We start from the raw sequence: 14,728 nt of genomic DNA on the forward strand, positions 1-14,728 counted from the left end.
GAACGCCGTAAGTCGTTCCTGATTAAGCCAGCGCGTAGTTGGCGAAATCCTTCCGAAGCTGAGTTTTGAGCAGTTTACCGGTGGCCGTGTGGGGCAGCTGGTCCACAAATTCCACGGCGTCGGGCTTCCACCAGGTAGCGACTTTGCCGTCGTAGAAACTGAGTAGCTCCTCGGCCGTGATGCCCTCGTAGCCGGGGCGGCGCACCACCACCAGCAAGGGCCGCTCGCTCCACTTGGGGTGGGGCACGCCAATGACGGCCGCCTCAGCCACGGCCGGGTGAGCCATGGCTTGGTTCTCCAACTCGATGCTGGAAATCCACTCCCCACCCGACTTGATGACATCTTTCGAGCGGTCGGTGATGCGCATGAAGCCAGCGGCATCAATAGTGGCTACGTCGCCGGTGCGGAACCAGCCGTTGGTGGTGAGCTGGCCGGGCGTGAGGCTGCCGAAGTAGTCAGCGGCCACCCAGGGGCCGCGCACCAGCAGGTCGCCAAAGGCCTCGCCGTCGTGGGGCAGCTCCTGGCCGTCTTCACCCACTATTTTCATGTCGATGCCAAAAAGCCCCCGTCCTTGGCTGGCCAGCGCCTCAAATTGCGCCTCGGCCGACAGCGTAGCCTGGTTGGCTTTCAGGGTAGCCACGGTGCCCAGCGGGGACGTTTCGGACATGCCCCAGGCGTGGCGGATTTCTACGTGCAGCTCATTGGCGAAAGCATAGAGCAGAGCCGGTGGGCACGCCGCCCCGCCGATAATCATCTTGCGCAGCGTACCGAATCGGCGCTGGGTTTCGCGCATGTATTGCAGCAGCCCAAACCAAATGGTGGGCACTCCGGCGGAGAAAGTCACGCTCTCATTTTCAAATAGCTCACACAGGCTGATGGCGTCCAGGCCGGGGCCGGGCAGCACGAGCTTGGCCCCAACCATCGGGGCCAAATAAGGAATGCCCCAGGCATTGACGTGAAACATGGGCACGACGGGCGAAATCACATCCTGCGCGCCGCAGTTGAAGGCATCGGGCAGGCCGGCGGCATAGGAATGCAGCAGCGTGGAGCGGTGGGAGTAGAGCACACCCTTGGGCTGGTCGGTGGTGCCGGAGGTGTAGCAGAGCGACGAAGCCGTGTTTTCATCGAACGTGGGCCACTCGTAGTCGGCGGTTTCGGCGGCCAGCAGGCTTTCGTAATCGCGCAGATTAGGTAGCTCGGAGGTGGCGGGCAGGTGCTCGGGGCCGGTCATCAATACCCAACTTTCTACCCTGGGGCACAGCGGCGCCAGCTTTTCCACCAGCGGCAAAAACGTCACATCGAAAAACAGCAGCCGGTCCTGGGCGTGGTTGATGATGTATACCAACTGCTCAACAAACAGGCGCGGGTTGATGGTGTGGCAGACTGCGCCGGACCCCGAAATGCCGTAGTACAGCTCGAAGTGGCGGTGCGTGTTCCAGGCCAGCGTGCCAATCCGGTCACCCTCCCGAACGCCCAGCCGCGCAAAAGCGTTGGCCAGCTGCCGTGCACGGTCGTAGGCCTCAGCGTAGGTGGAGCGGTGCAGGCCGCCCTCGGGCTGGCGCGACACGATTTCGGTGGAGCCATGCCACTTGGCGGCGTGCCGAAGAATCCCCGCGATAAGCAGGGGCTGGTGCATCATGAGACCTTGCATAGGAGATTTGAATGAGGTATGAGGTGATGCGCGGAGTTTTGTTAGGTGCTTGTTATTTGTGAGCCTCCGGCCTGCCCATCAGAAGGATATCTGCACGGAAGCCTGAGCGAAATCGCGCAACAATATGTAGGCCAGGGGCTTGCTGATAGTCAGCACACAGCATGCCCGCACCATCAAGCGCCAGCAATGCTGTCCGATAGGCTGCTTATGCTCGTGCGGTTTTGGGGGGGGGCCAGCGCCAGCGCTTCCTTGGGCGAAAACGTGCGCTGGATGAGCGGTACTAGTATGCGGCTGTGGGCGACGGGCAGCAGCCGCGTGAGCCAGTCGATAATGCGGGCGTCGGCGCCGATGAGGATGCGGACCTGGTTGCGGCGGATGCCGCGCAGGATAACGGCGGCCGCCTGCTCGGGCGTGGTGGGCGAGCCTTCGGCGAATTTCTGGTTGACAATCTGCTGCTGCTCGGCGGTGCGGCCAGCGCCCAGGCGGGCCCCCACGGTGATGTTGGTTTTGACCCCGCCCGGGAAGACCGTCGATACCTGAATGCCGCTGCCCTCCAGCTCGTGGCGCAGGCACTCGGTGAAGCCCCGAACCCCAAATTTGGCCGTGCTGTAAGCGGTGCTTTCCGGTGCCCCAAACATCCCGAATACGCTCGATACGTTGGCGATGTGGCCGCCGCTGGCAGCGCGCATCAGCGGCAGAAAGGCCTGGGTCATGCGCACCACGCCCCACAAGTTGATGTTGAGCAGCCAGGCAAACTCCTGTAGCGTGTTTTCCTCGAAAGAGCCCGCGCCCAGGGCCACGCCCGCGTTGTTAAGCAGCACTAGCCGGCGGCCGGGGTAGTTGGCCGCCACTTGCCGGGCGTAAGCCAATACTTGCGCCTCGTCGCCCACGTCCAGCAGTGCGGTTTCCACGGTTCCACCGGCCTGCTTAATGACTGCCTCGGTGCGGGCCAGCCCAGCGGCATTCACGTCGGATGCCAGTACATGGGCCCCTTCGGCGGCGGCCTGAATGGCGGTGGCCTGCCCAATACCGGAAGCAGCCCCGGTCACGATGAAAACAGAATCCTTGATGTGCGTCATGGCAATGGGTGGGATGGGGAGGGTTGGTGGAAGAGTGTTGCCGAAGAAATGAAGTACTTGCTAGCGCCTGTGCCCGCTCAGACGGGCCTGCATTGGCTCATTCATTTGCTTCTGGATGAAGCTTTGGATGGCAGCGGCAGCGGGCTGGGGGTAAAAAACGTGGGCGAAATGGTCGCCGGGAATCTCGACAAACGGCTCGTCCGGCGGCAAAATCACGTTGTCCTGGCGCGAGTGAACGCGCAGATCCGGCGCCGTGGTGAGCGGCGGCACCGGCGCGAATAGTACCTGCAGCTGCTGGTGCATGTAGCGCCGCCGAAACCGCACCGAGCGGTCCACGAGCTGCGCGTGCAGCACCCGCGACTCCTCAAACTGGTAGCCCTGCTTCCAGCGGCGACGCATAAACCGGCTCTGCATCAGCCCTAGCCAGGCGTACCAACCCAGCACGCGCGGATTGCGGAGGTCGGACACGATTTTGCGCTGGTCGGTAAATGAGTTGATGAGGATGGCCGCGGCACCGGTCAGCTCTTTCACGTATGCGGCAATCCAGCCGCCCATGGAGTGGCCAATGAGCACGTCGGTGGGCCCGATGGTGTAGTGCCGGGCCAGGTGCTGGGCCAGGGCCACCACGTTGGATGGGCCATCGGGTCGCCAGTGCCCTGCGGCTTGCTCCAACTCGATGGGCACCACTTCGGTCGCCGTCGGCAGCAGGGGCCGGAGCGAGTCGAAGATGGTGGAATCCTCGATGTAGCCGTGAAGAAGTAGGATACGTTGCATGCGTCGGGGGCAGTCCCCGACCACGGCAAGCGTCCACGTAAGTGCGGAGCCGGCGGCGAGCTACCCGGCACAAAAGTGAGGCGCTGGCACCCGCAAGCATTTGATATTTATCAAATTCGGCCGGCGCGGATGCGGCTTAGGGTTTCGAGCGTGATGCCCAGGTAGGAAGCCACGTGAGTGAGCGGCACGCGGTGGGCAAAGCTGGCATACATGGTCAGGAAACTTTCGTAGCGCTCGTGCGCCGACTGAAACCGCTGGGTGTACATCCACCTTTCGCCCATCAAAAAAATATCGAGCGTAGCCAGACGCGAAATGTGCTCGAAAGCGTGTGAGCGGGCAAAGAGCGGCGTCAGGTCATCGTAGGCCAGGGAGTAGAGGCGGGTGGGTTCCAGGGCTTCGATGGTGTAGGGCGAGGGCGAGCGGTTTACCAGGCTGTCGAGCACCGTCATCGACATATTGGCTCCCGCAAATGAAGCGGTAATATCCTTTCCCTCTTTAAGATAGCAGTATCGCACCAAGCCGCTTTCGAGGTAGTACATCTGCCGGCACACGTTGCCGGCCTGCAGCACGATGCCATGCTTAGGATAGTCGCGCAGCGTCAGGTGTTCGGCGATAAAGTCCTTATCCGCATCGGGCAGCGGGCCATATGATTCCAGATAGGCAAGCAAAGACTCCATGCGGGGTAAACGAATAATTTGATATAAATCAAAGGACTGTCGAAGGGTAGGGGGGACTTTTGTCGCCTGCTTCGTCCCAAATCTAAGCGAATGGCCGCAGATGCCAACATGTGCCGGCCGGCTCGCCTTCCCACCCAATCTTCCCGCTTATGGCACCCGTGCGCCACCCGTACCTGTTCCTGTTCTTTTTCACGCTGCTGAACGTGTTGGGCTTCGCCGATCGGAGCCTGCTGGCCGGCTTCTCACTGCAAATCATCAGCGAGCTGAAGATGAGCTACGCCCAGTTTTCCTTTCTGTCGGGTGTGGCGTTTATTTTCTTCAATTCGGGCTCCCTGCTGGCGATGGGCCACCTCGCCGACCGCGTGCACCGGCCCCGGCTCATCGCGGTGGGCATGCTGCTCTGGTCCCTGATGACGGCCTTTTCGGGCCTGGCTCGGGGCTTTGGCATGCTGGCCTTCACCCGTGGCATGGTGGGTGTGGGCGAGGCCAGCCTAGCGCCCTCCAGCCTGGGAATGCTGAGCGACGTGTTTCCCGAGCGCCGGCGCGGCTTCGTGCTGGGCTTGTACTTCGTGGGCACGCCGGTGGGTGTGGCCGTCAGCTACTTTATTGCTGCCGTGCTGGGCCCCAAGTTGGGGTGGCGCAACTGCTTCCTGGGCCTTGGGGCACTAGGCGTAGTGTTTAGCCTGGTGCTGCCGTTTCTGCGCGACCCGCGCCCGGCCGCCACTACTGCCACTACCGACGGCCTGCCCGCCGATGCCGGCCTGCGGGTGCTGCTGGTCATTCTGCGCCGGTCGGTGCCGTTGCAGCTGTTGCTGCTGGGCGGCATTCTCATCAACTTCAGCATTGGGGCCACCGTACTCGATTTGGTGTGGTTGGTGAAGGAAAAGGGTTTCCTGGAGAAGGAGGCACAGGGGATTGCGGGGAGCTTTTTCCTGGTAGGGGGCATCATGGGCACCTGGCTAGGTGGAGTGGGCGGCGACTGGTTTAGCCAGCGCTTTCCCGGTGGCGGGCGAGCGCTATTCTTGGCGGTGGTCTACGCGTTTCTGGCCCCCATGAGCGTGGTGCTGCGGGTGATGCCGCCTACGCATATTCTCTTCTATCCTTTCGTATTCGTGGGTTGCATCAACATCATGCTGGCGTCGGGTGTGCCCATCGCAGCGGCCACCGAGCTAGTGCCGGAGCGCATCCGCTCCTCGGTCATTGCCCTGAGTATTGTTGCGACCAGCGTGTTTGGCTACAGCTCGGGCAGCTACCTGGTAGGCGTGCTCAGCGACTATTTCACCAGACTGGGCTACGCTTCCCCCATCTCATGGGCCGACCTCTGGATTACGGTGGCAGCCCTGCCGGCCGTGGCCTGCTTTTACCTCTGCTACCGCAAGCAGCAGCCCCAGCTTCAGCCCGCGCCGCTGGTAGCCCAGGCCCAGGCCGGCTGAAACTCTGAATAATTTATGGTGGACAGTCGCCGCAACCCGCACGGGCTGGGCGCGCCATGCCCAATGATGGGCGTTGAAGCTCGGAATGATTTCGGGCCTGCCTTCTTCTTTTCCTTTCAATTAGGCTGATTTTCTATGAGCAATACCGTGAACGTAGCCATTATCGGGGCCGGCTTTGCAGGCCTGACGGCGGCCATTCGGCTCCAACAGCGTGGCAACACGTCGTTTATGATTTTTGAGCGGGCAGCGGAAGTGGGCGGCACCTGGCGCGACAATATTTACCCCGGTTGTGGCTGCGATATTCCCTCGCCGCTGTACTCGATGTCCTTCGCGCCCAACCCCGACTGGAGCCGGATGTACTCGGGCCAGCCCGAAATTCTGGCCTACATCAAGCAGACCGTCACCCAGTTCAACCTGCGCTCCCACATCCGCTTCAATACCGAGATTGTGCGCACTGAGTTTTCGGAAGCTGAAGGCGTTTGGCGGCTCACCGACCGGGTGGGCCGGGAGGTGACGGCCCGCGTGGTTATCGTGGCCATCGGGCCGCTCAACCGTCCGGTCCGGCCCAGTCTGCCGGGCTTGGCCGATTTTCAAGGCACTACCTTCCACTCCTCGGAATGGGACCCGAACTACGACTTTATGGGCAAGCGCGTGGCCGTGATTGGTACCGGCGCCAGCGCCATTCAGTTCATCCCCCAAATTGCGCCCCACACCCAACAGCTGCACGTTTTCCAGCGCACGGCGCCGTGGGTGCTGCCCCGGCCCGACCGCGCGTTTTCGCCGCGGGAGCAGCGCTGGTTCCGGCGGCTGCCGCTGTTGCAGCGGCTGCAGCGCGAGCTTATTTATTGGCGCAGCGAGCTGGGCGGACTGCTCTTTATGGGTAATGAGTGGCTGGGGCGCATCACCCGCGAGGCGGCCGTAGCGCACATTGCGGCGGCCATCCAAGACCCGGAGCTGCGGCGCAAAGTCACACCCAACTACCGTGTGGGCTGCAAGCGTATCCTCATTTCCAACGACTATTACCCCGCCCTGGCCCGGCCCAACGTGGAGCTGGTCACCGACGGAATCGACCACGTGACGTCCACTGGCATCGTCACGCACGACGGCACCGAGCGGCCCGTCGATGCCATTATTTTCGGCACCGGCTTCGTGGTTTCCGAATTTATGGTGGACCTGCACATTCGCGGGCGCGGTGGCCGCAGCCTGTTTGGCGAGTGGCACGAATCCAGCGCCGAGGCCTACCAGGGCACCACCGTATCGGGCTACCCCAACCTGCTGGTGCTGGTGGGTCCCAATACCGGCCTGGCCCACAATTCCATCATCCACATCATGGAATCACAGGTGAACTACGTGCTCGACTACCTGCGCGTGCTCGAAAAGGCCGGGCCCGGTGCCTACCTTGACGTAAAGCCCAAAGCCCAACGCGCCTACAACGAAATGGTGCAGCAAAAACTGAGCACCACTGTGTGGGCTTCGGGCTGCAAAAGCTGGTACCAAACGGCAACCGGCAAGAACACCACCCTGCTGCACACCCTCACTGTCAGCTTCCGCCGCAACACCCGTCACTTACGAGTCGGCGACTACGAGCTGCTGCGCGCCCCGGTGCCAGCAGTGATTTAGCGTACGCCTGCCATTCTCCCCCGTTATAACAACTTGCTATGTCCGTTCTCCGCACTCCCGATTCGTGCTTCCACGACCTGCCCGACTACGATTTTGCGCCGCGCTACACCCAGGTGAAAAGCCCGCACAACGGCCCCCTGCGCCTGCACTACCTCGACGAAGGTCCGCGCGATGCCCCCGAAACGGTACTCATGCTGCATGGCGAGCCCACGTGGTCGTACCTCTACCGCAAGATGATTCCGATAGTGGCCGCCGCCGGGCACCGCGTCATCGCCCCCGATTTGATTGGGTTTGGCAAGTCCGACAAGCTGCGCGAGCGCAAATCCTACAGCTACGCCCAGCACGTGGCCTGGCTCACCGAGTTCATTACGAATCTGAATTTGCAGCGCATCACGCTGGTTTGTCAGGACTGGGGTGGCCTGCTGGGCCTGCGCCTGGCGGCTGAGAATGAGGAGCGATTCGTCCGCATCAGCGCAGCCAACACGTTTTTGCCCACCGGCGACCGGTCGCTCGGCCGCACGTTCAAAATCTGGCGGGCTTTCTCCCAATACATGCCCTGGCTGCCGGTGGGCCGCATCGTGAGCGGCGGCGCGGCGGCCCACCCACTGCCGCCCGAGGTGGTGGCCGCCTACAACGCACCCTTTCCCAGCGAGCGCTACAAGGCGGCAGCACGGCACTTTCCGGTGCTGGTGCCCGCCACGCCCGACGACCCCGCCGTGCCCGCCAACCGCGCCGCCTGGAAAGTGCTCCAAGCCTGGCACAAGCCTTTCCTGACCGCCTTCAGCGACGGCGACCCCATCACGGCCGGTCTCGATAAGGTGCTGCAAGAGGCCATTCCCGGCGCCAAAGGCCAGCCGCATGTCACGCTGCCCGGCGGCCACTTTCTTCAGGAAGACGCCGGCCCCGAGTGGGCCCGGATTGTGGTAGAATTCATGCGGGCCAATCCGTTGTGAGCCAAGTTGCAGCCTAGCCATGTCGCCGCGATGCGGCTAGGTCGCAGCTCAAATTAGAGCAGTTTCAGAATAGTATCCAGGTCGTCAGGCTCCCCTCTCCTGGGGCTTCGCGCATCAAGCGAACCGGGGCCGGGGGTGAGGTTCTCCCGCCTGCGCAATAACTTTGACAACCGCTCCACCATGAGAAATAGATAAAAAACTGATTACTTGCGGGGCATTCTCGTTTTCTTCGTCCCGAAGAACAAACGAGGTAACAAAGCCAGGCATGAGGAGGATTTGTACGCTGGCGAATGGGACAATCATCCGGTTGGGAGTTTGTCTCTGTCTCGTCCTGTTGGGGTGGGTGCCGGTCGCCACGGCGCAGCACGTCACGATTGAAGCCGATGGCGAGAAGCTCATTAAGTCGGAACCCTGGCGGTTTCGAGCGGGCGATAGTATCGACTGGTCTACTCCGGCTTATCGCCATCACCATTGGGATAAAATCAGCCCAAACGAAAGCCTAGACGACAATCCAGCCCTGTGGCAGACTGGTCAGGGCTGGTTCCGGCAGACTTTCCGGTTGAAGCACCTCAGCGGGAAAAACGTGACGATGGCCATCCGGCAGTTTGGCGCCTCCGCCGTTTATCTGGATGGGCAGCCGGTGGCGACCCTGCATCCCGCCCGGTTCGATTCGGGTGGTTCGCAGCGGATTACTGCTCTGCTGCCGGTTGTCATTGCTGATACTAATCAGCATGTGGTTGCCATCCGCTACTCCTTCCGGCGCGACCCCTTGATTGGCCGTCTGGTAGATAAAGAGGCCTTTCAGCTTTATTTTTACCCGTCTGAGCGGGCGGCTACCTACCTGATGGATGGCCAAGCTGACTCGGCCGGGTTTGAGTACCTGCTTACAGGGCTGTTTGGCATCCTGAGCCTGCTTCACTTATTGTTCTACCGCGCCAATCCGGTGCAGCGCGTGCATAAGGTGCTGGCCCTGATGATGTGCGCCTTCGCCCTGCTTTTTCTGCTGGACCAGTTCAACAGTCGCACGGGAACGTTGACGTCCAACTCCTTGCTGACAAGTTTTTTATTGGTTGATGCTTATGCGGCCTTTGGGCTGTTGCTCCTGGCTGTCTACACCTACCTTGGTCGGCGGCTCGATTGGATTTTCTGGACGCTGGTGGCCTTATTGGTGGGAGTGCTCGGTATCACATTGTCGAACAGCTCGTTCGTACAAGGAGTTGCGGGTCTTCCCTTTGGGCTGATACTCGTCGACTACATCCGGGTGAGCTGGCTGGCCAAGCGCCGCAGCCAGGGTCCCGATGCCCGCCTGCCCTGGAATTCGCTGAAGTTCTTCCTGTACTCGCTCTTGGCTACTATTCCGGTCGCTTTTTTAATAGAAATGGGCAGTGAAGCGTCTAAAAGCCAGGTTAGCTTCAAACTAGTGCTTATCCTGCTGATATTTTTGACGTTGCTCATGCTCTGTAGCGTGCCCCTGGGCCTGTCGCTCTCGCTCGTGCGCGACTATGCCCAGGCCTCGCAGTCGCTGCGCAAGCAGTTTGAGGAAGTCAGCCGGCTATCGGCCCAAACGCTGGCTCAGGAGCAGGAGAAGCAGCAGCTGCTCGCCAGCCAAAAACAGGTATTGGAACAGCAGGTAGCCGAGCGCACGGCTGCCTTGCACGACTCGCTTACCGAACTCCGCGAAACCCAGGCCCAGCTGGTGCAGCGCGAAAAGCTGGCCAGCCTCGGGGAGCTGTCCGCCGGCATCGCCCACGAGATTCAGAACCCCCTGAATTTTGTCAATAACTTCTCGGAGGTTTCCACCGAGCTGGTCGCGGAGCTGACGGAGGAGGCCGGCAAGGCCGAGCGCGACGCGGCTCTGGAAGCCGAGCTCCTGGCCGATTTGGGGCAAAACCTGCAAAAGATAAGGCACCACGGCGGGCGGGCCTCGGCCATTGTGAAGGGCATGCTGGCCCACAGCCGCAGCATGACCGGCGAAAGGCACCCCACGGACCTGAACGCCCTGGTCGAGGAATCCCTGAACCTGGCTTACCACGCCATCCGCAGTCAGGCCCAAACCTTCGAGGCCACGCTCAGCACCAACCTCGCCGCGGATACGGGCTCCATCACCATCGTGGCGCAGGAAATTGGGCGGGTGCTGCTCAACCTCTTCACCAATGGGTTGTACGCGGTTCGCAAGCGCCAGCAGCGCGCCGGAGCTGGTTATGTGCCCACCCTCACCGTGAGCACCAGCCGGGTGGGCAATCAGGTCGTCATCCGGGTGCGGGACAACGGGACGGGCATTCCGGTGGCGGCAAGGCCCAAGGTGTTTCACCCTTTTTTTACCACCAAACCCAGTGGTGAGGGCACAGGCCTGGGCCTGTCGTTAAGCTACGACATCATCACGAAGGGCTACGGCGGCACGCTGTCCTTCGAGACGGAGGAAGATTCCTTCACCGAATTTACTATTGCGCTGCCTTTAGCATGAGGTTCTTCTGTGCTCCATGAGGATAAAATATAGTGCGGAGCCATGGGGTAGGCTGTCTCGGGCGTCAGCCACATTGCCAGGAGCGGTTACCAAGCCTGGCTGCCCCTCACTCAAGGCCACTATAGTAGGCGGCGGCTCTCCGCTCCCGGACCGGCGCCTTCTCCAAACCCATGCCAGCCCCCCCTGAAACAACCTCAGCCTGCCCCCAGCCTATATCAGCCCCCCTGGAAGCAGTATCGGCTCTTGTCTAACCCACCTCAGTCCCCCTTAAACTTATTCCAGCCCTATTATAAGCTGACTCAGCCCCCCTGGAAGCAGTTTCAGCCCTATTAGTATCTAACGCGGCCCCCCTAGAAACAGTGCCCGCCTCTCTGCCAGCTATTTCAGCCTCTTCTGAATTTATTTCGGTCTTACTTGAACCTATTCCGGCCCTATCCAAGAGCATTCCAGCCTCGCCGGAGTCCGCTCCTAAACGCTATCGGGTCGTACCATCCTGGTGTGTGCTTATCGTTCGCCACCAATGCGGATAGCCGGTTTAGTGTTGTCGTCAGTCTTGCGGTCAATCAGCAGCAAGTCCGGGTCGATGGTCGCGCTGGCCGGCACCGCGGGTACTGTGAGCTGCACTTCCTGGCGGTTGTTGGTCAGGTGCAGGCGCTGGCGGTAGAGCACCTGCTCTTTGGTGCCATACACGGCCACGTCCACATAGTCGCGCAAGGGAGCCTCGGTCTCCTTGCCCAGCGAGTCGGCGTAGTACTTGTGGCTTTCGAGCTGAAGCAGCACGCGGTAGCGGCCGTCGGGCAGAGGCTTGTAGGCCACTTCCTTCACCTGGTTGTCGTAGAGGGTGATGCGCCGGAGCTGGTCATCGAGCAAATACTGTAGGGAGTCGGGGGTGGCGCGTTGGAGGTAGGCGTAGAGGTCATCGGCCACGGGATAAGGCGCGCCTTTGCCTTTATAGTCGGCGATGAACTGCGCCAGGGCCCCGTGCAACCGCTGCTCGCCCAGGTAAGCGCGCAGGCTGTAGAGCACGAACGCACCTTTTTCGTAGTAGATATAAGGTTGCGTTTCGCAACGCAGCAAGGATTCTTCCCGGATGGTTTCGCGGCCTCGGCCGCGCAGGTACTTATCGAGGTCATACTTGCGCACCCGCAGCACCGGCTTAGCGCCGTACTGGCGTTCCAGCAGCACGGTGGCGAAATAATCTGCCATCGACTCGGCCATGAATGCGACTCCTTTGACGGGGGATCCTACCACCTGGTGTGCCCACCACTGGTGCGCCATTTCGTGGGCCACCACCCGGAACACGTTGTCGAGGCGGCGGTCGTCGGCACCGAGTTGGGTGATAAACCCAATGGCTTCAGAATAAGGCATGGTACCAGGAAAAGCTTCGGCGAACTCCTGGTAGCGTGGAAACTCGATGATACGGGCCTCGCGCAGTGGGTAGGGGCCAAGCTGCTGCGAGTAATAGGCCAGTGACTGCCGCAGGGCGAGCTGCATCCGGTCAAGGTTGTATTCGTGGCCGGGCTGGTAGTACACTTCCAGGTTCACGTTGTTCCACCGCGCGCGCCGCACGGCATAGCGGGCCGACACGATGGCGTAGATATTGAGCACAGGGGCTTCGAGCCGGTAGTGGAAATAGCGGCGTCCGCCCTGCATCCACTCTTGCTGTAACTCGCCGGGTGCTACGGCCAGCTGGTCGGGGCTAGTGCCGACGGTGGCCTCGAAACGGATGCGGTCGGCATCGGGAGCAATGACGTTGTGGGCGCGGGCCCGAAGGTCGCTTGGCTCGGGCAAGCGCTGGCGTGGGGGTAGGCCGAAGTCGGCCCGCTTTTTCTTGCTTTCCAATTCTTTATCGCGGGCATAGCCAACGGTAGGGGCCAGTTCTCCGTTGTTGAGGAATATGCCATTGTCGTTGATTAGCTCCCGGCTTACGCGGTTTTCAAAGCCCTGAGCCTGATACTGGGCCGCGTAGCGGAGCACCAGCGAGTCGCCGGGAGCCAGAGCCGTTGCGAGCCGGTAGGCGTGGAAGCCGCAGACCGAGTCGGCTAGCACTGCTTGGCCCCCAGGCACGTTGAAGCGCCAGCGCTGGAGGTAGTCGGCATGGGTCAGCAGCAAGGTGTCGAGGGGCCGGGCGGTTTTATTGGTCAGCGTCAGCACTCCCCGCACATGCACGGCGCGGGTTTCCGGATGCAGGTCCACGTGGAGGTTCACCGCCGTCAGGCGAGGCTGGACGACGTACTCGTAGCGTTTGTAGCGCTTTTCATAGGTGGCTTGTCGGGTGTTGCTGGTGTCTCTGGTTTGATACTGGTTGCGCACGTTGGTGTTGTAGAAAATCCAGGCGCCCAGCCCTAGCCAGGCCAGCAAGCTCATGGCCGCCAAGCCGCGTAGCGGGGGCGTGAATGACTGCCGCAGTTGTGCCGGATGCCACGCGAGCCTGCTTGGAGCCTTGCCCCGCTGCCACAGCCCCGCCGATAGGGCCGCCAGCAGTAGCGCAAAAGCTGTCCAGTACAGTTTAAACCAAACAATGCCTGTTACAAAAGGACCAAAGCCGTTCATGGCCGAGTACGTGTAGGACGGCGTATCGGCGAAGAGGTATAGGTTGTGTTCCCAGCCCCACGCCTGGTTGCTGAGCGGCTGGATGACGACCAATAAAATGGTGAGCAGATACGCCAGGTAGCGGTTGCGCAGCAGCACGTGCAGGAATACCGTACCCACGGCCAGCATGGCGTAGCGGGTGAGCTCGATGCCGAAAACGGCGCCGCCGTATACCCCCCATTCAAACCGGGTGTAACCCTGCGCCGCTTGCACCGCCACGCAGACCAGCACGCCCAGAGCCAACAGCACAAACGTGAGGACGAATAAAGCCAGCATCTTCGCCGTGTAGGGCGCCCACGATGGCCGGGGCGAGGCGTCCAGAATTTCGTCTAGGTGCGCATCCTGCTCCTGCCACACTAGCGCCCCACCATAATATACCAGGATGGCGATAACAAATACGCTGTACGAACCGGTCATGGCTTCCAGCATGATGTACGTAACCGGGTAAGTATGGCCACCTAGCCAGGTATTGGCTTCAGCGGCGCTATTTAGCAAATTCAGCAAGCCGAGCCCGAGCAAGAGCAAAAAGGGAATTCCTTTCAATACGTTGCACAATTCCAGCTTTGCCTGTTCTGTAAATTGCACAGCCTGTGCCCAGGCTGTGTGCTGCGCTCTTACCCGAGGCAACCCAACAGTAACCGACGGTGAGGCAGCTATTTCGACCGGTTGGCGCTTGTCGCGTCCTTTAGTGCTGGCGGAAAATGAAAATGCCCCGTGCGTGAGTGCCACCAAGGTCCCGGCCACGCCCAACCACAGGAGCCGATTGGTAAGCAGCAACCCAGCAGCCGGCAACACCAGCGTATTTTTTTCCGCTACCGTCCAGTATTTGGTCAGCAGTCTCAGCGTGTTTATTCCAAACGGGTCTAGGAGTACCACGCGGGCGGGCGTTTCCTGGTCACGGGTCCACTCGCTCACCACTAGGTAGCCTAGCAGCAGCACTAGTGCGGTGATGAAGGCATACACCGACCGCCGCGTGAGCACCGTAACACAGTAGACCAGGGCGCCGACCAATAGCACGTTGGGCACAATAAACAGGCTCACGGCCTGCAGGTAGGGTACTAGTTGAAAGGCGCCAACCTGGTCCGGGTCGTTGAGTGGTGTACCTAGCAAAATGGCCACCAATACGCCCATCATTGCCCCACTGGCAACCAGTGTGCTGCCGACGAAACGGCCCCACAGGTATCCGGCTTTGTCTAACGGAGCGGCGTACAGCACCTGCCCGAAGCCCGAATCGGTATCGCGGGTAGCCGCGCCGGCCATAATGGCCGTCACAAAGAGCAAGCAGAGCAGGCCCATGTATCCGACGCGGTTCAAAATGGCATAAGGTGCATTGACGTGTAGATTTTCTAAGTTCTCTCCTAGTTGAAAGTTCGACCAGAGCATGGCTGTAAACGTGAGCCCGAAGGTGACGAGGAAAAAGACATACACCAGCGGTTGCCGGAGCCGAGCCACCAGCTCGAAGCGCAGAAATTCAATAAACATGGC

Annotated in this window: 9 protein-coding genes; 4 read left to right on the forward strand and 5 right to left on the reverse strand. The window is 61.0% G+C overall.

Annotated features, from left to right (window positions below):
- Positions 1–22 precede the first annotated feature (22 nt).
- The 4 genes from WX88_RS08000 to WX88_RS08015 form a co-directional block, all read right to left on the reverse strand.
- Entirely contained in the window at positions 23–1,651 is a 1,629-nt protein-coding gene (locus WX88_RS08000) for a 3-(methylthio)propionyl-CoA ligase (protein WP_046243778.1), read from the reverse strand.
- 173 nt (positions 1,652–1,824) lie between these two features.
- Positions 1,825–2,730, reverse strand: a complete 906-nt coding sequence (locus WX88_RS08005; protein ID WP_046243779.1) for an SDR family NAD(P)-dependent oxidoreductase — start codon at positions 2,728–2,730, stop codon at positions 1,825–1,827.
- A gap of 60 nt (positions 2,731–2,790) precedes the next feature.
- Positions 2,791–3,504 (reverse strand): alpha/beta fold hydrolase, encoded by a 714-nt coding sequence (locus WX88_RS08010; protein ID WP_052732470.1) that lies wholly within the window; start codon positions 3,502–3,504, stop codon positions 2,791–2,793.
- Positions 3,505–3,614: 110 nt separating this feature from the next.
- Complete coding sequence (locus WX88_RS08015; protein WP_052732471.1) at positions 3,615–4,181, reverse strand: Crp/Fnr family transcriptional regulator; 567 nt, start codon at positions 4,179–4,181, stop codon at positions 3,615–3,617.
- Between the two features lie 149 nt (positions 4,182–4,330).
- Here WX88_RS08015 and WX88_RS08020 point away from each other — a divergent pair, with 149 nt between their 5' ends.
- From WX88_RS08020 to WX88_RS31335, 4 genes are all read left to right on the forward strand, one after another.
- Positions 4,331–5,614, forward strand: coding sequence for an MFS transporter (locus tag WX88_RS08020; RefSeq protein ID WP_046243780.1), 1,284 nt, complete (start codon positions 4,331–4,333; stop codon positions 5,612–5,614).
- Positions 5,615–5,749: 135 nt separating this feature from the next.
- A complete protein-coding gene (locus tag WX88_RS08025) occupies positions 5,750–7,234 on the forward strand; it encodes a flavin-containing monooxygenase (RefSeq protein ID WP_046243781.1) in 1,485 nt (494 codons plus the stop codon).
- Positions 7,235–7,272: 38 nt separating this feature from the next.
- Entirely contained in the window at positions 7,273–8,187 is a 915-nt protein-coding gene (locus WX88_RS08030) for a haloalkane dehalogenase (protein ID WP_046243782.1), read from the forward strand.
- Positions 8,188–8,530: 343 nt separating this feature from the next.
- Positions 8,531–10,651 (forward strand): sensor histidine kinase, encoded by a 2,121-nt coding sequence (locus WX88_RS31335; RefSeq protein WP_231590654.1) that lies wholly within the window; start codon positions 8,531–8,533, stop codon positions 10,649–10,651.
- Positions 10,652–11,155: 504 nt separating this feature from the next.
- Here WX88_RS31335 and WX88_RS08040 read toward each other — a convergent pair.
- Positions 11,156–14,725 (reverse strand): ABC transporter permease/M1 family aminopeptidase, encoded by a 3,570-nt coding sequence (locus WX88_RS08040; protein WP_046243783.1) that lies wholly within the window; start codon positions 14,723–14,725, stop codon positions 11,156–11,158.
- Between the last annotated feature and the right edge of the window lie 3 nt (positions 14,726–14,728).

This window comes from Hymenobacter terrenus (genome assembly GCF_000972495.1).
Lineage (GTDB): Bacteria > Bacteroidota > Bacteroidia > Cytophagales > Hymenobacteraceae > Hymenobacter > Hymenobacter terrenus.